At 39.8% G+C, this 21763-nt stretch carries 22 protein-coding genes; 19 read left to right on the top strand and 3 right to left on the bottom strand.

Features of this window, described 5'->3' with window-relative positions:
• Positions 1–121 precede the first annotated feature (121 nt).
• A complete protein-coding gene (locus HPE63_RS05505; RefSeq protein WP_188313260.1) occupies positions 122–1399 on the bottom strand; it encodes an NAD(P)/FAD-dependent oxidoreductase in 1278 nt (425 codons plus the stop codon).
• A 228-nt stretch (positions 1400–1627) separates the two neighbouring features.
• On the opposite strand from HPE63_RS05505, the gene HPE63_RS05510 reads away from it, so the two are divergent.
• Complete coding sequence (locus HPE63_RS05510; RefSeq protein WP_188313261.1) at positions 1628–1852, top strand: hypothetical protein; 225 nt, start codon at positions 1628–1630, stop codon at positions 1850–1852.
• Here HPE63_RS05510 and HPE63_RS05515 read toward each other — a convergent pair.
• Together HPE63_RS05515 and HPE63_RS05520 are read right to left on the bottom strand one after the other, a co-directional pair.
• On the bottom strand, positions 1849–2748 hold the full coding sequence (locus HPE63_RS05515; protein WP_188313262.1) for a universal stress protein: 900 nt from the start codon (positions 2746–2748) through the stop codon (positions 1849–1851). The two genes, HPE63_RS05510 and HPE63_RS05515, sit on opposite strands and share 4 nt — an antisense overlap.
• A gap of 154 nt (positions 2749–2902) precedes the next feature.
• Positions 2903–3604 (bottom strand): Crp/Fnr family transcriptional regulator, encoded by a 702-nt coding sequence (locus HPE63_RS05520; RefSeq protein WP_188313263.1) that lies wholly within the window; start codon positions 3602–3604, stop codon positions 2903–2905.
• Between the two features lie 118 nt (positions 3605–3722).
• Here HPE63_RS05520 and HPE63_RS05525 point away from each other — a divergent pair, with 118 nt between their 5' ends.
• The 18 genes from HPE63_RS05525 to HPE63_RS05610 all read left to right on the top strand — a co-directional run bounded on the left by HPE63_RS05525 (position 3723) and on the right by HPE63_RS05610 (position 21695).
• Complete coding sequence (locus HPE63_RS05525; RefSeq protein WP_188313264.1) at positions 3723–6098, top strand: heavy metal translocating P-type ATPase; 2376 nt, start codon at positions 3723–3725, stop codon at positions 6096–6098.
• A gap of 72 nt (positions 6099–6170) precedes the next feature.
• A complete protein-coding gene (ccoS, locus tag HPE63_RS05530) occupies positions 6171–6407 on the top strand; it encodes a cbb3-type cytochrome oxidase assembly protein CcoS (protein ID WP_188313265.1) in 237 nt (78 codons plus the stop codon).
• A gap of 2 nt (positions 6408–6409) precedes the next feature.
• Positions 6410–8602 (top strand): cytochrome-c oxidase, cbb3-type subunit I, encoded by a 2193-nt coding sequence (gene ccoN / locus HPE63_RS05535; RefSeq protein ID WP_188313266.1) that lies wholly within the window; start codon positions 6410–6412, stop codon positions 8600–8602.
• A 4-nt stretch (positions 8603–8606) separates the two neighbouring features.
• Positions 8607–8801 (top strand): CcoQ/FixQ family Cbb3-type cytochrome c oxidase assembly chaperone, encoded by a 195-nt coding sequence (locus HPE63_RS05540; RefSeq protein WP_188313267.1) that lies wholly within the window; start codon positions 8607–8609, stop codon positions 8799–8801.
• Entirely contained in the window at positions 8798–9739 is a 942-nt protein-coding gene (locus tag HPE63_RS05545) for a cbb3-type cytochrome c oxidase N-terminal domain-containing protein (RefSeq protein ID WP_188313268.1), read from the top strand. Before HPE63_RS05540 ends, HPE63_RS05545 begins: the two co-directional genes overlap by 4 nt.
• A gap of 46 nt (positions 9740–9785) precedes the next feature.
• Positions 9786–11207 carry a cytochrome c oxidase accessory protein CcoG gene (gene ccoG, locus HPE63_RS05550; protein WP_188313269.1) on the top strand — a complete coding sequence of 474 codons (1422 nt, stop codon included), beginning with the start codon at positions 9786–9788 and terminating at the stop codon, positions 11205–11207.
• Between the two features lie 26 nt (positions 11208–11233).
• On the top strand, positions 11234–11680 hold the full coding sequence (locus tag HPE63_RS05555) for a FixH family protein (RefSeq protein WP_188313270.1): 447 nt from the start codon (positions 11234–11236) through the stop codon (positions 11678–11680).
• Positions 11681–11683: 3 nt separating this feature from the next.
• Positions 11684–12388, top strand: a complete 705-nt coding sequence (locus tag HPE63_RS05560; protein ID WP_188313271.1) for a sulfite exporter TauE/SafE family protein — start codon at positions 11684–11686, stop codon at positions 12386–12388.
• Between the two features lie 133 nt (positions 12389–12521).
• Positions 12522–13808 carry an acetyl-CoA hydrolase/transferase family protein gene (locus tag HPE63_RS05565; protein ID WP_188313272.1) on the top strand — a complete coding sequence of 429 codons (1287 nt, stop codon included), beginning with the start codon at positions 12522–12524 and terminating at the stop codon, positions 13806–13808.
• Positions 13809–13921: 113 nt separating this feature from the next.
• Entirely contained in the window at positions 13922–14524 is a 603-nt protein-coding gene (locus HPE63_RS05570; protein WP_188313273.1) for a TetR/AcrR family transcriptional regulator, read from the top strand.
• 22 nt (positions 14525–14546) lie between these two features.
• Positions 14547–15836: a TolC family protein gene (locus HPE63_RS05575; protein ID WP_188313274.1), complete on the top strand. Its 1290-nt coding sequence runs from the start codon at positions 14547–14549 to the stop codon at positions 15834–15836.
• 116 nt (positions 15837–15952) lie between these two features.
• Positions 15953–16849, top strand: coding sequence for an HlyD family secretion protein (locus tag HPE63_RS05580; protein WP_188313275.1), 897 nt, complete (start codon positions 15953–15955; stop codon positions 16847–16849).
• A gap of 30 nt (positions 16850–16879) precedes the next feature.
• On the top strand, positions 16880–17263 hold the full coding sequence (locus HPE63_RS05585) for a hypothetical protein (RefSeq protein ID WP_188313276.1): 384 nt from the start codon (positions 16880–16882) through the stop codon (positions 17261–17263).
• Positions 17260–17748 (top strand): hypothetical protein, encoded by a 489-nt coding sequence (locus HPE63_RS05590; protein WP_188313277.1) that lies wholly within the window; start codon positions 17260–17262, stop codon positions 17746–17748. The genes HPE63_RS05585 and HPE63_RS05590 overlap by 4 nt, the downstream gene beginning before the upstream one ends.
• A 26-nt stretch (positions 17749–17774) precedes the next feature.
• Entirely contained in the window at positions 17775–18677 is a 903-nt protein-coding gene (locus tag HPE63_RS05595) for an ABC transporter ATP-binding protein (RefSeq protein ID WP_188313278.1), read from the top strand.
• A complete protein-coding gene (locus HPE63_RS05600) occupies positions 18674–19408 on the top strand; it encodes an ABC transporter ATP-binding protein (protein ID WP_188313279.1) in 735 nt (244 codons plus the stop codon). The genes HPE63_RS05595 and HPE63_RS05600 overlap by 4 nt, the downstream gene beginning before the upstream one ends.
• Before the next feature lie 9 nt (positions 19409–19417).
• Positions 19418–20524 (top strand): ABC transporter permease, encoded by a 1107-nt coding sequence (locus tag HPE63_RS05605; RefSeq protein ID WP_188313280.1) that lies wholly within the window; start codon positions 19418–19420, stop codon positions 20522–20524.
• 49 nt (positions 20525–20573) lie between these two features.
• Entirely contained in the window at positions 20574–21695 is a 1122-nt protein-coding gene (locus tag HPE63_RS05610) for an ABC transporter permease (protein ID WP_188313281.1), read from the top strand.
• The last annotated feature ends 68 nt before the right edge of the window (positions 21696–21763 follow it).

Here is a 21763-nt window from a genome sequence, read left to right on the forward strand (position 1 = left end):
CATTGGTTCATGCCTAAAGGCATTTTCACCATAGCTTCGACCTAAATCGAAGCCCAACACAACATGACAAATATACAAAGGTTTTTCATATCCTTGGCACGGATTCGCACAATTCGTCAATCTACTCCTTTGGTTTGTATGGCCTAACAATTAAACGGGCCGCCTTGTCAAAATTGATATAATTGTAGGCCCAATTGAAAAATACGATTACCCGGTTTCGAAATCCAACCAACGCCATTAAATGAACGAACATCCAAATGTACCATGCAAAAAAACCTCCGAATTTTAATCGCTTCAAGTCAACCACGGCCTTATTTCTACCTATTGTGGCCATAGTACCCTTATCATTATACCTAAATGGCTTCATTTTCTTACCGTTAAGAAGGTTCCTTAAATTATGGGCTAAAAGCTCCCCTTGCTGTATGGCCGGTTGAGCGACTTGCGGATGACCATTGGGGTAAGTCTTGGTCTGCATATATGCTATATCGCCAATGGCAAAAATATTCCTAAACCCTTCAACCTGGTTAAAATGATTTACTTTATATCGGTTAAGTCTATCTACCAAATGCTCCTTGCTAAATCCTTGAATGGCAGCACCGGTAACCCCGGCCGTCCAAATACAATTCTTGGTTTGTACCGTTTCGCCATTCTTCAAGATCAAGTTTTGCCCATCATAATGTTCTACAAGTGTATTCAAATGTATCTTTACGCCCAATTTTTGAAGAAACAACAAGGCTTTTCTCGAGGCTTTTTCACTCATAGGGGATAATACGCGTTCACCCCCCTCAAATAACTGGATCTGCATTTCGGATATATTCAAATGACGGTAATCTTTAGGAAACACATTGTTTTTGAGTTCTGCAAAAGCACCGGCCAATTCTACCCCTGTCGGACCAGCCCCGATAATACAAAAATTCAGTAAGGCTTTTCGATTCTCCAAGAAGGGACTATCATCCGCTTTTTCGAAATTCTGGAGCATAAGACTTCGGATATCCAATGCCTGGGGGATATTTTTCATCGGCATGGTAAATTTTTCAATCTCCTTATTCCCAAAATAATTTGTTATGGTCCCAGTGGCTATTACCAAAATATCATAGGATAAAATTCCTTGGGAGGTTGAAATGTATTGGTGGTCAGGGTCGATATGCTCAACCGTAGCCCATCTGAAATAGAAATTATGTAGGTTTTTCAATACTTTACGTATTGGATAGGCAATAGAATCGGGTTCTAAACCACTAGTAGAGACCTGATATAGCAAGGGTTGAAAAGTGTGGTAGTTTTGCTTATCCAGCAATACCAACTGTACATCCAAATCTTTGAGTTTTTTGGCTAGTGAAATACCGGCAAAACCACCACCGATTATCACCAACCTTTTCTTATCTGTCTTAGGGATATTCACACACTTTTTTTGTAAAATTAGCAATTACTAAACGGTAAATATCGAAATGGTCGTCTCAATGGATATTTTTAGAGTGAAAGCTGAAGATAGCTTTAAAGGATTGGTTGTTATTCGTGAACAAGCCACGTAGCCGTAAACCAGCGCCCAAAACAGAAATAGAATGCTTATTTTTTTAGTATTTTTTTAACCTTGAAAAGGTTGCATTTTCGTACTTTGTAAATAAAAAATATGAAAAGTACTGCAATGTTCTGGGTGGTAAATACGACCATTACTTTGGTTTTGGTAACGATAATGGCCGCTATGAATTTTTCGTTCAATTGGGTGTTCTATGTAACCGTATTGGGTCAATCAATGGTGGTTTACATGGTATATCGCGTTTTAACGGATGATTACAAAACCGATAAGACTTTCAAGGATTTTTATGAGGACCATCCCATTGGCCAATCCTCTTAATCAGCCACAGCATTTTTCGAGTCCTGTGACGTTTTCGAAGGCACATTCATTCCTAGTTCAGGTATCACCAATAATGGTATTTGGGTGTGAAATGCCATTCGTTTCACTACAGGCTCACGGGTCATCCGCTCCATATAGCTATGTTGGTAATTGAGCATTGCCAACAAATGGATGTCGAGTTCCTTTGTGAAAACTTCCAAGGTCTTAGATACCGAGTTCAACTCTGAAACCGTATGTACGTAATGCTCCACTTCATTTAAATACTTGCGCAACATGTTAAGATTGAACATTTGAATTTCGCTCAAGGCCTTAATCTCATATTGGACATGCACTATACGGATGGCCGCCTTAAAAGCCTTGGCCAAATCAATTATAGGCTGAAGCTCTGAAAGTGAATAAAACCTGTTGAAGTCCGTAGCGAAAGCTATTTCCGTAGGGCTGGTATACTTAAAATGCTGCGGAATCGCGAGTACTGGGCAATTTTTAACGGATTTGATGATGCGCACGGTATTGCTACCCATGAACACCTCATCCAACCCTGATACCCCTTTAGTTCCGGTAATTATAAGGTCTATATTGCGCTTTTCTACAATATCTTTTATTTCATCGACCAGAAGACTAAATGATGAAATAGTATTAAAGTTATGTTTGGGATTATTGTATTTCTTTTTGATTTTGCTTAAAACATCCTCTAAGCCCCTTTCCGAACTGGTGCGCATACTACCCTCCTGCACATTGCCTAGACTGGTGGCCATAAATCTACTACTTGCAATAACCGGTGTATAGGTATTAAGTAAATGAAAAAGGCATTTTTCATCCTTGAACAGTTCAATGGCATACTTGGTGGCATTCCAAGCGTTCTCTGAAAAGTCCGTAGGTAATAATACATTCTTCATTCCAATGAATTTTTTATAATGGGTAAAATTATTGGAAGGTGTTCGGGGAAACTATGATTTATATCAGTTTTTATAAAAAGCAGTAAAGCCCTTATAAACTCAAGGTTTTAAGTCGAATAAAAACAATCATGTAAGTGGGGAAGGAAAGAAAATATCAAAATCCTTCAATAAGGTCTTGGAGCAGTTTTTCGTTCAATACCCCGATTTTTTTGCCAGAAGTCTTGATCATTCCTCTTTTCTTGAATTCGGATATAATACGTATAGCCGATTCTGTTGCCGTACCTACGACATTTGCGATATCTTCGCGGGAAAGTGTAAGGTTCAAAAAGCCGTCTCTATCCTCTCCATAATTTTTCTTTAAATAAAGAAAAGCCTCGGCAATACGCTGTTTTACCGTTTTTTGGGACATATTCACAATTACATCGTCTGCTTCCTTTAAGTCATGTGCCATATGTCGTAGAACTTCTATGGCAAAATCGGGATTTCGGCTTAAGGTATGTATAATACTGTCCTTGGGGATAAAGCAAACCTCCATGTCGCTAACGGCGACGGCGCTTAAATTGGTGTATTCTTCGGCAATCACCGACCTTTGACCCATCACTTCTCCCTTGCTTGCCAGTTTAACGATTTGATCTTTTCCGTTGGCGCTTAATTTAGAGAGTTTTGAAATTCCTTCCCTAACACAGAAAACGCCATCTAACTTATCGCCCTCTTCAAATATGGCTTCCCCCTTTTTAACCTTTCTGGTAATCTTTGAGTCCGAAACCTTTTTCAATTCCTGCTTGCTCATAGCACGCAAAGAATTAAACTGCCTTATGATACAATTCTCACATCTGCTTTGTTCGGCCTCTTCCATAAAGAAATTTATTAGGACTACTGGGAAATTGGACGTAAAATTATCGAAAAGATGACAATTATCATATAATATTTCAGGAAAGTTCAAGATATTTACTACTAGGTATTAGTAAATGTAAATGGATAAGGTCAACTGTTATCATTGTGGTGACGATTGCGGCAAACTTCCTATTGTTCATGATGGGAAGAATTTCTGCTGTAATGGCTGTAAAACGGTGTATGAAATATTCTCTTCCAATGATCTTTCTTATTATTATGACCTTCAATCCTCAGCTGGGGCGATACCGAATGTAGTAGAAAGCAAATATGAGTTTCTTACGGAGCCTAAAATCATTGAAAGGCTCTTAGAGTTCAATGAGGATAAGATCCAAATCGTAAATCTCTACATTCCCCATATCCATTGTAGTTCCTGTATATGGATTTTAGAAAACCTAAACAAATTAAATCCCTCGATCAGTAGTTCCCAAGTAGATTTTCCCAAAAAAACCGTTCGAATTGTTTTTAATCCCGAAACGCTAAACCTTAAAGACCTGGCTATTTTATTGGCACGAATAGGATACGAACCTTATATCTCACTCGAGGATTATGATAAGGGCGAGAAAAAAGTCAACCGTGGACTTATTTACAAGTTGGGAGTAGCAGGTTTCGCTTTTGGCAATGTAATGTTTCTATCATTCCCTGAGTATTTTGAGGTGAATGAGTTTTGGTTAGATCAATATAAAGGCCTGTTCCGATGGTTGATGTTCGCTTTTTCCCTACCTGTTGTTTTTTATGCCGGGCAAGATTACCTGATATCAGCCTTTAAGGGACTACGGTCGAAACTGATGAATATAGATGTGCCAATTGCCTTGGGGATTCTTGTGCTGTTCTTTCGGAGTACCTTGGAAATTATCTTTGATTGGGGGTCTGGTTTTTTCGACAGCTTAACAGGTTTGATCTTCTTTCTTTTAGTAGGTAAGTTCTTTCAACAAAAAACATATTCATTCCTTTCCTTCGAGCGTGACTATAAATCATACTTCCCCATTGCCGTAACGAGGATTTCGAAAAATGATAAGGAAGAAACCGTTCAGATTTATGATATAGAAAGAGGTGACCGATTGCTGATAAGAAACGAAGAGTTGATTCCTGTCGATGGCATCCTAATCAATGGTAGGGCTCAAATCGATTATAGTTTTGTCACCGGGGAATCCGAACCGGTTTTCAAGGAATCAGGGGATAAAATCTACGCAGGGGGAAAACAATTGGAAGGTGCCATTGAGATGGATGTTTTGAAAACGGTCTCACAAAGCTATTTGACCCAATTATGGAGCAGTTCGGTTTTCAGTGAGGATAAGGAAAGTAAGTTCCAAACACTGACCGACAGTATAGGAAAACGTTTTACCTGGGCCGTTTTAACCATAGCGTTTGTGGCCACCGTTTTTTGGCTATATCATGACAGCAGTAAGGCAATGAATGTATTTACGGCAGTGCTGATCATTGCCTGTCCTTGCGCCATTGCCTTGGCCGCTCCTTTTACCCTTGGGAATATGCTACGGATTTTTGGTCGTAAAAAATTCTATTTAAAAAACACCCAGACCATAGAGCAATTGGCCCAAATCGATACTGCCATTTTTGATAAAACAGGCACCATTACCACCACACAAAAGAGCAAGGCTACTTATGAGGGCATGCAATTATCGATTGAAGAAGAAGCCCTTTTAAAAAACACCTTACGGGCTTCGAACCATCCTTTAAGCCGTACCTTGTACGATATGTTGGCAGAACATAATATCGTACCCCTGGATGAATATCATGAACATCTAGGCCAAGGAATTGAAGGCCAAAAGGATGAGAGCCATATCAAAGTTGGATCTGCCGATTTTGTGGGCAATTCAGCCGACTATGATTCAGAAAAAACCTCGGTACACATAAGTTCGAATGATGCCTACAAAGGACGCTTTGTTTTTCATAACCATTACAGGATAGGTATTTCAAACCTGTTTAAGGCGATGGATGATTATTTGCACCTGGCCATACTGTCTGGGGATAATGAAGGGGAAAAAACAAGGCTAGAAAAAATAGTGCCTAAACTTACCCCAATGTACTTTAATCAAAAGCCGAATGATAAATTGAATTTTATAAAAACGCTTCAAGAGCAAGGCAAAAAAGTACTGATGGTTGGTGATGGGTTAAATGATGCCGGAGCATTGGCCCAAAGCAACGTGGGCATAGCGATTTCAGAAAATGTCAACGTCTTTTCACCAGCATGTGATGGCATTCTCGATGCCACAAAATTCGAACAACTAAATCAATACATACTGGCCTCGAAGAAGGCGATGAAAATTATTAAACTAAGTTTTATATTATCCCTTGTTTATAATGTCGTTGGTTTGTATTTTGCGGTGACCGGGCAATTGGAACCTGTCATTGCAGCGATTCTGATGCCTTTAAGTTCTATTAGTGTGGTGGTTTTCACCACTTTGGCCACAAATTTTATAGGAAAAAATGTTTTGTAATTTAAAAACTGACGAAAGTCATATTTTGCCCATAGGCAGATATTTAGATTTACGTCGAATTTCAGGTAAGGTATGAGTGTAATTTATATGCTATTGACCATTAGCATCTTTGTTGCTATTATTTTTTTCGCAATTTTTATAATTTCCGTTCGAAGTGGGCAGTATGATGATTCATATACCCCTTCGGTACGTATGCTATTCGAGGATGAACTCGTTAAGCCTACCCTACCTTCGGGGAAGGATAAGTCCTCTGTAAAAATTGATAACAAGAATGAATCAATCCAACTAAATAAAAGTCAAAAATTGTAATTATGGAAGTACAACAGTTCTATTACGATAATAAAATCGTAAAAAATTTCCTCTATGCGACCATTTTATGGGGAGTTGTGGGAATGTCAGTAGGTCTTTTACTGGCCTTTATGTTTCTTTTCCCCAACGTAACCGATGGCATCTCTTGGTTAAGTTTTGGTCGTTTAAGGCCCTTGCATACCAACGCTGTGATTTTCGCCTTCGTAGGCAATGCCATTTTTGCTGGTGTTTACTACTCTACCCAGCGGTTATTGAAAGCACGGATGTTCAGTGATTTCTTAAGTAAGTTCAACTTCTGGGGATGGCAGCTTATTATCGTGGCAGCGGCGATTACCTTACCCTTGGGGTACACCACCTCTAAAGAATATGCAGAATTGGAATGGCCGATAGACATTGCCATTGCATTGGTCTGGGTAGCTTTTGGAGTAAACCTGATCGGTACCATGATCAAAAGAAGACAACGACATTTATATGTTGCCATCTGGTTCTACGTTGCCACATTCGTAACCGTTGCCGTACTTCATATTTTCAATAGTTTGGAACTGCCTGTCAGCGCATTAAAAAGTTACTCTGTTTACGCAGGGGTTCAGGATGCTTTGGTACAGTGGTGGTATGGTCATAATGCGGTAGCATTTTTCTTGACCACTCCATTTTTGGGACTTATGTATTATTTTGTGCCTAAAGCTGCGAATAGGCCTGTTTATTCATATAGACTATCGATAGTTCACTTCTGGTCTTTAATCTTTATTTATATTTGGGCAGGACCTCACCACCTACTTTATTCTGCTTTACCTGACTGGGCACAGAATCTAGGTGTAGCCTTTTCAGTAATGTTGATCGCTCCTTCTTGGGGAGGTATGATCAACGGCCTATTGACCTTACGCGGAGCTTGGGATAAGGTTCGGGTAGACCCAACCTTAAAGTTCATGGTCGTTGCGATTACCGGTTATGGAATGGCCACTTTCGAAGGCCCTATGCTATCGCTTAAAAACGTAAACGCCATTGCCCACTTCAGTGACTGGATCATTGCCCACGTGCATGTTGGAGCCTTAGCTTGGAATGGTTTCTTGACCTTTGGGATGATCTATTGGTTGGTTCCAAAATTGTTTAAAACCAAACTATATTCCATTGGCTTGGCCAACTTCCATTTTTGGATTGGCACTTTAGGTATCATACTTTATGCACTACCTATGTATGTTGCTGGGTTTACACAGGCATTGATGTGGAAAGACTTCAATCCTGACGGAACATTGGCTTATGGCAATTTCTTGGAAACCGTAAACGAAATCATCCCGATGTACTGGATGCGGGCTATCGGTGGAAGTTTATTCATTATAGGTATGCTGGTCTTGGTTTATAATATCATTGTAACCATAAGATCGGGAAGCAAAGTTGAAAATGAATTGGCCGAGGCACCTGCCTTGACACGTGTGTCAAGCAAGAGAACTGCCGGTGAGACCCTTCATACTTGGTTAGAGCGTAAGCCCGTTCAAATGACGATTTTAGCCACTGTAGCCATATTGATAGGTGGTTTGATCGAGATAGTGCCAACGATAATGGTAAAATCGAATATACCCACCATTAGCAGTGTCAAACCTTACAGTCCATTAGAGTTAGAAGGTAGAGATCTCTATATCCGCGAGGGTTGTGTTGGTTGCCATTCTCAAATGGTACGTCCTTTTAGAAGCGAGGTAGAACGCTATGGGGAATATGCCAAAGCCGGTGAATTTGTGTACGACCACCCGTTCCTATGGGGTAGTAAGCGTACCGGCCCGGATTTATTAAGGGTTGGTGGTAAATATTCGGATAACTGGCATTTTAACCATATGTACGACCCACAAAGTACTTCATCAGGATCTATTATGCCAGCGTACCAATGGTTGATATTCAACAAACATGATCGCAGTGCCATTCAGGATAAGATGCAGACCATGGTCACTCTTGGTGTTCCTTATTCTGAAGAAGAAATTGCCAATGCAGCACAATCGATGGAAGATCAAGCCACAGCAATTGTTGAAAGACTTAAGGAAGACCCTGATTTAAAAAGATCTTTTGAAGAAAATGAATCGGCAATTGGAGCGGATTATGTTCCTATGAAAGATCGGGAAATTGTGGCACTCATCGCCTACTTGCAACGATTGGGAACCGATATCAAGGTAAAGGAGACCGGAGAACTTTTAACCGAAAATAAGTAAAGCCATGTTGAAATTTATAAAAGGACACTTGGAGAACATAGATGGGGTAGCCGCTTACCCCATGATATCACTACTTATATTCTTTGTCTTTTTTGTATTGCTTTTCTGGTGGGTATTCACCGCCCGTAAAGCTTACATCAAAGAAGTAAGCGAACTCCCATTAGAAGATAACAACCAAAATAATAAACAAGAATTATGAAAAATATGTCACCCTGGTGGATTAGGATCCCCGTAATCTTCTTCATCATTTTCGGATTGATGGAGTACTTTATAGACTCTGGAGAAAAACTGGCAATCTTGGAATACCCCATTACGCAATTCTTTATGTTAATGGTGTTGTTAATATTGATTGCCATAGAATTGATATTGAAATCTATTGAGAACATTATGTTCCAGACCCTAAGTGAAGAGGCCAAGGACCGTTATTTATCTGCAAAAGCCGATCAATGGCAATGGACATGGGGCAAAAAGGTTTGGGACAAATTAACAGGCAACAAACCCATCGAAAAAGAAAGTGAGATTATCCTAGATCATAATTATGATGGTATTAAGGAGCTGGATAATGAATTACCACCATGGTGGGTCTGGATGTTCTATGCCACCATAATCTTTGGTGTTGTGTATTTGGTACGATTCCATATATATGGCGACTACGACCAAGCGTTGGAATACGAACAGGAAGTAGCAGCAGCAACGCTAGCCATTGAAGAATACAAGAAAACCGCCAAGGACTTGGTCGATGTGAATACGGTTGAATTATTGACCGATGCCGCAGACCTTAGTGCTGGTAAGGCCATTTTCGAGACAACTTGCGTGGCTTGCCACATGGCAGATGGCGGTGGGGGCATAGGGCCCAACCTTACCGATGATCATTGGATATTAGGTGGAGGCATAAAAAATGTCTTCAATACCATTTCAGAAGGTGGTCGTGACGGTAAAGGTATGATTGCGTGGAAACAGTCCCTTAAACCGGTCGAAATGGCGCAAGTGGCAAGTTATGTACTTACTTTCCAAGGGACTACCCCAGCTAATCCAAAATCACCTGAAGGTGATGTTTGGGTAGACGAGAATGCCCCTGCCAAGGAAGTAGCTCCAGAACAAGAAACTGATTCGGTTACGGTAGTGGTCAACGAATAGTATCCCTACTACTTCAAGAAGAAGAAGAAGAAGAAGAAGAAGAAGCATGGCAGAACAAGAAAAGGAAAATTTCAGGGATTCCATTGGCACCATCAACGAAGAAGGGAAACGAGCCTGGGTCTTTCCTAAAAAGCCTAGTGGGAGGTTATATAAATATCGAAAGCTAGTAAGCTACCTATTATTGGCATTTTTAATATTATCGCCTTTTATCAAGGTTAATGGTAACCAGTTTTTAATGTTCAATGTCTTGGAGCGCCGTTTTAACATATTCGGTTTTCCATTTTGGCCACAGGATTTTCATCTGTTCGTCATCTCCATGATCATTGGGGTCATTTTTATCGCCCTATTCACTGTTGCTTTCGGTCGTATTTTCTGTGGATGGATCTGTCCCCAGACCATTTTTATGGAAATGGTATTCAGAAGGATAGAATTTTGGATCGATGGTGACCGTAACGCACAAATGAAGTTGGATCGTCAACCTTGGAATAGTGCGAAAATAAGAAAAAGGGTTACCAAATGGATTGTCTTCTTTATCATTTCATTCATCATTGCAAATGTATTCTTGGCCTATTTGATTGGTAGCGACAGGTTGATCCAATACATTACGGATGGACCAATGTCTCATATAAGTACCTTGGTGGCCCTATTGGTATTTACCGCTGTTTTCTACTTTGTTTTTGCTTGGTTTAGAGAGCAGGTTTGCATTATTGCATGCCCATACGGACGAATGCAAGGGGTATTGTTAGACAATAAATCGATAATCGTTGCTTATGATCATGTCCGGGGTGAAGGAGAAAACGGAAGAAAGAAATTCCGAAAGAATGAAGATCGAGAGGCATTGGGTCATGGTGACTGTATTGATTGTAAACAATGCGTATATGTTTGCCCTACAAATATCGATATTCGAAACGGGACGCAATTGGAATGCGTAAACTGTACCGCTTGTATCGATGAGTGCGATGCTATTATGGAAAAGGTAAATCTTCCCAAAGGATTGATCCGTTATGCCAGTGAGGATGAAATCACCAAAAAAGAGAAATTCAAGTTTACCCCTAGGCTTAAAGGATACTCGGCTGTACTCGTTATTTTGACCGGTGTGCTTATAGGTATGTTGTTCTTGCGCAATGATTTGGAAGCCAATATCCTAAGGTTACCAGGTCAGTTATATGAACGCAAAGAAGGGAATATCATAAGTAATGTATATACCTTTAAATTGATCAATAAAACCACCAAGGAAATTGCTGATGTAAACTTTAAACTGATTTCTCATGAAGGGACCATTGAGTTGGTGACCCATGAAAATTTTGCAGTACCCGCACAAGACTTGGCAGAAGGTACCTTATTTATCGAGATTAATAATTCTGCCCTGAACGGGGATAAGGATAAATTGAAGATTGGCGTCTATAGTGGTGACAAATTGATTGAATCAACTACAGCGCGGTTCTTGGCGCCTAGGAATTATAATTAATTAAGTAGTGAAGAAATAAAACTAGTATGAAAATAAATTGGGGAACAGGGATTGTATTGGCGTTCATAGGATTTATCGGCTTTATCCTATTTTTTGTGGTGCGCATGAATATGGATGATCGTGCCAATCATGATCTGGTCACCGAAGAGTATTACAAGGCGGAATTGGGTTATCAAAAAGAGATAGATGCCGAAACAAATGCCAATAACCTATCCTCGAAATTGCAAATTCATAAAATCCCTGAGGGAATAATGATTGAATTTCCCGATGAATTGAACCCTGATAAAATAAAAGGCACAGTGTCCCTATACAGGCCATCTAATAAACACTTGGATTTTGACTTACCTATAAGTTTATCCAATGCACATTTGCTCATACCTGACAAACGTTTGTTGGATGGTCGCTGGGACATTAAAATAGCATGGGACTATCTTGACAAACCCTATTTATTCAAAAAAAGTATTACGTATTAAAATATGTTATTATCGGCATTGGTATTAGGTCTTATGGGCAGTCTGCATTGTGTAGGTATGTGCGGTCCCATCGCCTTTATGCTCCCTGTTGATAGAAATAATAGCCATAAGAAAATTTTTCAAGTCCTTCTTTACCATTTAGGGCGCCTCCTAGCCTATGGATTGATGGGCTTGGTTTTCGGACTTCTGGGCAAAGGTCTGTATGTTTTTGGAATGCAACAAAAACTTTCGGTGATCATAGGTATCGTTATGATCGTTGTCGTCCTTATTCCTTACAGGACCTTTAGCAAGTATAATTTTTCAAAACCTATATTCAGCATCCTATCCAAACTTAAAAGCCGATTAGGGCAAGAATTAAAGAAAAAATCACCCGATACGTTCTTAACCATAGGTTTTTTGAACGGTTTCTTACCTTGTGGATTAGTATATATGGCTCTTTTTGGCGCCATAGCTATGGGTAATGCCGTCCAAGGCAGTCTGTATATGGTATTGTTCGGATTGGGAACCGTACCACTAATGACTACGGCCATTTATATGAGTGGCTTTTTGCAACGTTCGGCGAAGCGAAGAATACAACAACTCATCCCGGTTTTTGTTGTGGTCATAGGCGTACTTTTCATTTTACGGGGAATGGGTCTGGGTATCCCCTATATTTCCCCAAAGCCGGTAACGGAAATTGCAACGAGCACTATGGAGTGCCACCCTTGATATTCGTTCTTGTTTTTTGGTGTATCAGAAAATATATCCAAAGCGGATTGTCGAACCTGTTATTCCTATCTTATTAGGTTTACCGCTTTTAAGAGAATGGTGGATTAATAATTTGAATTTATAATAAAATAAAATGGACAATTCATTCAATATCGTTTCTTTAGACGAAGCCATCTCAATTGTAAAATCAGGTGATCGTATTTTCGTTCAAGGGGCCGCAATGACCCCTAACACCCTTGTCAATACACTGTGTGAAAATCGCTATAAAGAACTCGAAAATGTTGAGATCATATCCATCCATACCGATGGGGAAGTAAAATTTGCCATTCCACCCTATAACCAAGCCTTTAAAATTAACAGTTGTTTTGTCGGCAGCAATGTCAGAAAGGCCGTAAATACAAATCAAGGGGATTATATTCCCATTTTCCTCAGCGAGATAGGACTATTGTTCCGAAGGGCTATTCTACCCCTGGATGTCGCTATAGTGCAGGTGTCTCCCCCAGACCGTCATGGTTTCTGTTCCTTAGGCGTATCCGTAGATGTTACCCTCGCGGCCATTCAAACGGCCAAAAAGGTAATCGCCCAAGTAAATCCAAACGTTCCAAGAACCCATGGCGATGGCATCATACACGTTAGCCATATCGATTTTGCTATAGCGGTCGATGAACCCATCCATATATACAATCCTACGGTATTAACCGAGACTGACAAACAGGTTGGGAAACATGTGGCTGAACTCATCGAGGATGGTGCAACATTGCAATTGGGAATCGGCAATATCCCAAATGCCGTTTTGAACAATCTTCATAACCATAAAAGGTTAGGAGTACATACCGAAATGTTTTCAGACGGGCTCTTACCACTTGTTGAAAAAGGCATAGTAACTGGAGAGGAAAAAGTAGTAGACGAGTGGAAAATAGTCACCTGTTTCGCAGCCGGTTCAAAAAAACTCTATGACTTTATCGATGACAACCCGATGGTGTTGTTCAAAGAAGCAGCTTATACGAATGATACAGCGATAATACGAAGAAACCCAAAAGTGACCGCGATAAACAGTGCGATTGAGATTGATCTTACCGGACAAATATGTGCGGATAGTATTGGGTATCTACATTTTTCAGGGGTAGGTGGTCAAATGGATTTTATAAGGGGTGCCCGACTATCCAATGGCGGTAAACCCATTTTTGCCTTAACTTCCCAAACAGCCAAAGGAGTCTCTAAAATTACTTCCCACTTAAGGGAAGGTGCTGGTGTTACCACTACACGGGCACACGTTAATTATGTGGTCACCGAATATGGTGTGGTCAGTCTCTTTGGGAAGAACCTGCACCAACGGGCAAAAGCCCTGATTTCAATTGCCCATCCCGACCACAGGGAGGCGTTGAGCAAAGCAGCTTATGAACGTTTTGAACGGGACTAGCCGTAACTTAAACGTCCTTGACTTTATCTCTTTCAACATTTAAATAGAAGGAATTTTTCCTATTGAAAACTTTTTTATATATTTACTAACCATTTAGTTAAACCATATAGTTAATGAAAGATTCAAGTACAGAAGAAACTATTTTAAATGCCGCGATAACCATATTCCAAAAAAAAGGTATGGCAGGAGCAAGAATGCAGGAAATTGCCGATGAAGCCAACATAAACAAGGCCATGCTGCATTATTATTTTAGGAACAAACAACAGTTGTTTGAAGCCGTTTTTATGCAAGCCTTTCAAAAATTGGCTCCCCAATTGAACCTGATTTTTGCTTCAGGGATAGGCGTTAATGAAAAAATTAGGCAATTCACTGCCAGTTATATAGATTTTATACTTGATAACCCCTACTTACCCAATTTTATAGTTCAAGAGCTCAACAATAATCCAGAATTCGTCTTGAAATTTATGTCTCACAAAGGAAAACCCGACCCCACCCCCTTCTTAAGGCAAATAGAACAAGAAATCAATGCTGGGAACATCAAAAAAATACCTCCTAAACAATTGTTGCTCAATCTATTGTCCCTCACGATTTTTCCATTTGTGGGGGAAATAATGATCAAGGTATTAATGGGTATTTCGGACCTTGAATTTAAGAGGATGATGGAAGAACGAAAAACCTTGATCGCAGAACAGTTCATCAATAGTATAAGTATGTAAATGGCCAATAAAGCATTGCAGAATGAAAAAATTCAAATTCATCGGACTTTTTAAAAGTACTTTCTTGTTCCTTTTGTTTTTGCCTATGACCCTTATGGCACAACAATCGATCACTCTAGACGAATGTTTTGATCTCGTTTCTAAAAACTATCCGTTGGCAAGGCAATCCGATTTACTTCAAAATCAATTACAACTTGATATGGAAGCCCTTGAAAAAGGCAAATTGCCCCAGTTGGATGTCAATGCACAGGCTTCGTATCAATCGGATGTGACCAGTTTGCCCATTCAACTTCCTAATGTTACTATTGATCCGCCCAACAAAGATCAGTACCGTGCAACTTTGGATGTAAACCAATTGATCTACAACGGCGGGCAGATAAACGCCTTGGCAAAAGTTACGGAGGCAAAGGGTAAGGTAGGCCAACAAGAAGTTGTAGTAAATCTCTACCAACTTAAGAACCAAGTCAACCAACTCTATTTGTCCGTGTTGCTCTTGCAGGAAAACCGTACCCTTTTGAATGCCAAAGAAAAACAATTGATGACGCGCCTAGATGAAGTTAATTCAGGTGTTAAATTCGGAATGCTGCTGCCATCCTCTGCCGACGCCCTTGAAGTGGAACTTCTTAAAATAAAACAAAATTATGCGGAACTAGATCATTCTAAAGCAGGTTTGCTTGATAGACTGTCTTTATTAATTGGAAAGGATCTCAATAATAATGTGGCCTTGCAACGGCCCGAAGTTGTTATGGATATCGACACCGACCCTAACAGGCCAGAACTAACCCTATTTGAACTTCAAAAAGAACAGGTTCAGTTTTCAACGGAACTATTGTCTAAATCCAAATTGCCCAAGTTAAGCGCCTTCGCCCTAGGAGGCTATGGCAATCCCGGGCTGAATATGCTGGATAATTCGTTCAATACTTTTTATATGACAGGATTACGATTGAACTGGAACGTTTTCGATTGGAACAAGAACAAAACCGAAAAGCAATCGCTACAGATCAACAAGGAAATTATCAATACCCAAAAAGAAACCTTTGAACTGAACAACAATGTTGAACTTACTGCCCTACTATCCGAAATCAATAAAATCACCGAATTGATTTCGTATGACGAAGCGATTATCCCTTTACGGGAAAAAATGGTAAAAACGGCTGAATCACAGTTAAAGAACGGGGTCATTACCTCATCGGCCTATATTACCGAGTTTACGAACCTATATGAAGCCAAGAACAATCTGGCCTTGCATAAAACCCAAATGCTATTGACACAGATACAATATCAGATTTCGAAAGGAACTTATGGACAATAGCAATAAGGAACTGGGGTAAAGAGGTCAGCGTTAAGTTAATATTTAAGAAAGAGCAGCAGGTAGCGCCTTCAAAAAGACAAAACAATAAGTAACATTAATCCAATAAACATATTAAAGTGAAAGCAACATATAAAATCATCATCGCGATAACCCTTACAACCTTTTTATCCTGTAGTGGCAATGGCGACAAAGCAGACGGCTACGGTAATTTTGAGGCTACAGAAACTACGGTCTCTGCCGAGGCCAATGGCAAACTTCTGTTTTTTGACGTTGAGGAGGGTCATGTACTCGAAGAAAACACCGTGGTGGGTGTGATCGATACGATTCAATTGTCACTTCAACGAGACCAATTGCAGGCGACAAAAAACACCATCTTTTCAAAATCCCGCAACGTGCTTTCACAACGGGAAGTGCTCAAGGAACAATTGAAAGTGGCACAAAATGACCAGCAAAGAATTGTGAATCTGATCAAGGAAAACGCGGCCACCCCCAAACAATTGGATGATATCAATGGCCAAATCGAGATACTCAAACAACAGATGAAAAGCGTTGAAACACAGAATGCACCCATCGTGAACGAGGTAAAAGGCATCGAGATCCAGATACAACAGATTGAGGATAAGATTCAAAAAAGTATCATCCAAAACCCTATAAAGGGTACCGTACTTGCAAAATATGCCGAACCCAATGAGATTACGGCCTTTGGAAAACCCTTATATAAAATTGCCGATTTGGATATTATGGAACTTCGGGTCTATATCAGCGAGACACAATTGGCGAACATAAAAATGGGTCAGAAAGTAGAAGTGAAGATAGATGATGCAAACAGCATGAAATCATACAAAGGAACCGTATCATGGATTTCCGATTCCGCAGAGTTTACCCCCAAGATAATACAGACCAAAGAGGAACGTGTAAACCTGGTATATGCCGTAAAAATCAGGGTAAAAAATGATGGTAGCCTCAAAATAGGAATGCCCGCGGAAATGTGGATTGATAATGGCAATGAATAGTCGATCAAAAATCAATACAATATTAATAGTATGAAAATAGCGCAAATCATCGCATTGGTACTTGCCGGAGCTTTAGGCATCATGTCGATCATCTCCGGATCAATGGTGTTATTGGGACTTCGTGAAGTAGGATATAGGGTACTGATCGGCCTGGTAATTTATAACGTGGTCTTAGGGGCTCTTTCTGTTATTACCGCATTCTTGATATGGAAAAACTTTTTGCTTTCCAGAAAATTGATACCCCTGATTCTTATTTTCCATGCATTGGTGCTAGCCTATCTCTACTTTTTTAGTGACACGGTTGCTATGGAAAGTTTAAAGGCAATGACCTTTCGAGTAGGCGTCTGGCTATTAATCTTCATTTTGACACTACCAGGAAAAAACAAATACCTTGAAATAAAACGTGAACAATGAAAAAAACAGCAGTAATAATGGCAGCAATACTTTCCTTGGTTATAAGTTGTAAGGAAACGAACAAGGAAAATCCCGCCGAAGAGAAAACCAAGGTCGAAACCATCGATTATGAAAGCCATTCAACGATGTTCCATGAACCCAACGAAACCTGGGTCAACGAAATTATGCTGAACAACGGCCTCAAATGGTCTGCGAACACGGAAACTACGGATGGGGTTAGGGAAATGTTGATATTGATAGAGGATAACAAAACCACCACAACGGTTGACTATAAAAATCTGGGAGTTGCGTTAAATAATGTAAAGAATATGGTGGTCAAGGAATGCACTATGAAAGGGGCATCACACGACAACCTTCATGTTTGGTTGCATCCGCTAATCGATAAAATAGCGCTTCTACAAAAGGTTGAAAATCCAGAGGAAGGGTCACAATTAACTTCAAGTATACAGGAACACTTGGAAGCATATTACGATTATTTTGAGTAAAACCTAATCCTTTCAATGAGCAGTCAATGGGTATAAAAGTCATCAACATCAGCAAAACTTACGACAAGATAAAAGCCTTGGAAAACATTTCCTTTGAGGTGAAACCTGGGGAACTGTTCGGCTTGATAGGCCCTGACGGGGCAGGTAAGACCACCTTGTTCCGCATATTGACAACCTTATTGATCGCCGATACAGGGGAAGCCACAGTAGCAGGATATGATGTCGTCCAAGAGTATAAGTCGATCAGAAATCATGTAGGTTATATGCCTGGACGGTTTTCCCTCTACCAAGATTTGACCGTGGAGGAAAACCTGAACTTTTTTGCCACCATTTTTGGAACTACGATTGAAGAGAACTACGACCTTATAAAAGATATTTATGTGCAAATAGAACCCTTTAAAAATCGAAGGGCCGGCAAGCTTTCAGGAGGGATGAAACAAAAACTAGCCTTGTCCTGTGCGTTGATCCACAAACCAAAAGTGTTGTTCTTGGATGAACCTACAACCGGAGTGGATCCCGTTTCGCGAAAGGAGTTTTGGGAAATGCTCAAGCGTCTACAAAAGAAAAATATTACCATTCTGGTTTCTACACCCTATATGGACGAGGCCGAGCTCTGCGATAGGATTGCCCTTATCACAGACGGTAAAATATTAGAAATCGATACTCCGGAGGCCATAAAATCATCCTTCCCAAAGAAAATCTATAGGGTTAAGTCCTCGGGGACCTTCCAATTGATTCAGGATCTAGGAGCTTATGATAAAACACATAGTGCCTATCCCTTTGGGGAGTACATACATTTTACAAGTACATCAACGGACTTTAAAGCCAAGGATCTGGTGGACTTTTTAAAAGAAAAAAATCATTCGAATATCGAGGTTATGGAAACAGATCCAACGATTGAAGATACATTCATGGAACTGTCCAAATGAAAAAGGAAAACGCCATATATGTCGAAAACTTGACCAAAATGTTCGGTGATTTCACGGCGGTCAACAACATTTCATTCGAAGTGGGCAAAGGGGAGGTTTTTGGTTTTTTAGGTGCAAACGGCGCGGGGAAAACCACCGCCATGAAAATGCTTATAGGAATTTTGAAACCCACCTCGGGGCATGCCCAAGTGGCTAGTTTCGATGTTGCTTCACAGGCAGATGAGGTTAAGAAAAGCATTGGGTATATGAGTCAGCGGTTCTCATTGTACAATGACCTGACCATAAAAGAGAATATTACCTTTTTCGGAGGAATATACGGACTGAAGAAATCGGTTATCAAGGAAAAGACACAGGAATTGATCGATGAGTTGGGCCTAAAGGACGAAGCCAACAAATTGGTGAAATCATTACCCCTTGGTTGGAAACAGAAAGTGGCTTTTTCGGTATCACTTCTGCATAACCCCAGGATTATTTTTTTGGATGAGCCCACAGGAGGCGTTGACCCAATTACGAGAAGGCAATTTTGGGAAATGATCTATAGGGAGGCACATAAAGGGAAAACAATATTCGTCACCACCCATTATATGGATGAGGCCGAGTACTGTGATCGGGTTTCCATTATGGTAGAGGGTAAAATCGAGGCGTTGGATACCCCAAAAAACTTAAAAACACAATATAAAGTGGACTCGATGAACCAAGTGTTCCTCAAGTTGGCAAGAAATATAGAATAAAAAGATGCCATGAAACGATTTATAGGATTCATAGAAAAGGAGTTTTATCATATCCTTCGCGATAGACGATCCTTGTTTATCCTTTTTGGCATGCCCATTGTTCAGGTTTTGTTATTTGGCTTTGCCATTACCAATGAAATAAACAATGTGGATATTGCCATTTTGGACCATTCCAAGGATGCGACCACTAAGGTAATCATCGACAAAATTGCCGCCTCTGAATATTTCAGTATAAAACAGTTTATAGATTATGAAGCGGCCATAGAACCCGCATTTAAAAAAGGCCAAATTAAGGCTGTATTGAATTTCGAAAAAGATTTCAGCAATAAGTTGATATCCGAGAAAAAGGCGACCATACAAATCCTTACGGACGCCACCGACCCGAATACAGCCAATACCATCAGTAATTATATGGCATCGATATTACAGAATTACCAAGAGGAACTCAATAAAGGTATCGCCTTGTCGTATCAAATAGTCCCTAAAACAAGATTGGCTTACAATCCAGAACTTAAAAGTGTTTTTATGTTCGTCCCAGGTGTTATGACCGTTATACTTATGCTTGTCTCCGCCATGATGACCTCGATATCTATTACAAGGGAAAAAGAACTAGGGACTATGGAAATCTTGTTGGTCTCGCCGTTAAAGCCACTTCAAGTCATAATCGGGAAAGTGGTACCCTATATACTTCTTGCGGTCATAAATGCCATAATCATCATTTTGCTAAGCATTTTTGTCTTTAGAATGCCTGTACAGGGCAGCCTTTTTCTTTTAGGGGCGGAAAGTCTATTGTTCATTATCAATGCACTTTCCTTGGGGATTTTGATCTCAACCATTTCAGCATCCCAGCAGACTGCAATGATGGCCTCTTTGATGGGATTGATGTTGCCGGTAATCCTCTTGTCAGGTTTTATATTTCCCATAAGCAGTATGCCAATCCCCTTGCAGATTATTAGTAATATAATTCCTGCCAAATGGTTTATCATCATTTTAAAGGGAATCATGTTAAAAGGCGTGGGCTTGGCTTATATATGGAAAGAAACCTTGGTATTATTAGGAATGACTTTATTGTTCATTGGCATAAGCACCAAAAAATATAAAATTAGATTAGAATGAAAAGTATGCCCATGAGTGTCCCAAGCAATTAAATCGATTAAGAGAAACAATGAACATCATTCGTTATATCATACAAAAGGAATTTAGGCAAATCTTTAGGAATAAGGCGATGTTGCCCATCATATTTGTGATGCCCTTAATTCAATTGATCATCTTATCGAACGCGGCCACTTTTGAGGTTAAAAACATTAAGTTCGGGTATATTGATAATGACAAGACCTCCTTTTCACGTGAGTTGATCGAAAAATTCAATGCTTCGACCTATTTTAATGTACTTACCGATTATCCTACGGCTAAAATGGCAAGTTCAGCCATGTTAAATGGAAATGTGGATGTCGTACTCGAAATCCCCCCCTATTTTGAACGAAACCTTCTAAAGGATAAAAAAACAGATTTGTCACTAACGATTAATGCGATTGATGGTGCGGCTGCCGGGGTTGAAAATGTATATGCAAGTCAAATCGTTCAACAATTCAACAAAAAAGCGCAAATCGACTTTAGGTTACAGGGCGTTGCGATTGACCAACAGCAACTCATCGAGACCATTCCCCTATTTTGGTATAATGAGACCTTAAATTATAAAACCTTTATGGTTCCGGGAATATTGGTATTATTGGTAACCATGATTACTCTTTTTCTTTCTGGAATGAACGTTGTTCGGGAGAAGGAAATAGGGACATTGGAACAAATCAATGTAACGCCTATTAAAAAATACCATTTCATTATAGGCAAGCTTTTCCCCTTTTTGGTTTTAGGGCTGGTGTTATTGACTGTAGGATTGATCATTGCCAAACTTTTGTTCAATATTCCCATCATAGGAAGTATAACCCTTATGTATGGGTATACCATTATCTATATCCTTGTTATTTTAGGAATTGGTTTATTCATTTCAAACTATACGGAAACCCAACAACAGGCCATGTTCATTGCCTGGTTCTTTATGGTTATTTTTATTTTGATGAGTGGGTTATTCACCCCAATTGAGAGTATGCCAAAGTGGGCCCAGATCCTGACCGAATTCAATCCCATAAAATATTTTGTGCAAGTAATGCGTATGGTCATGCTCAAAGGAGCAGGATTTACGGATATTATACCACAGTTATTAAAGACCCTGTTATATGCAATTGTTATGAACGGCCTAGCCGTATGGAGTTATAAGAAAGTCAGTTGAAAATGATTCAATGTTTCACAAGATCAATCAGAAGTATTGTAAGACCCTTAAGTTCTTCGAACTTGAAA

Source organism: Maribacter arenosus (assembly GCF_014610845.1).
Taxonomy (GTDB): domain Bacteria; phylum Bacteroidota; class Bacteroidia; order Flavobacteriales; family Flavobacteriaceae; genus Maribacter_A; species Maribacter_A arenosus.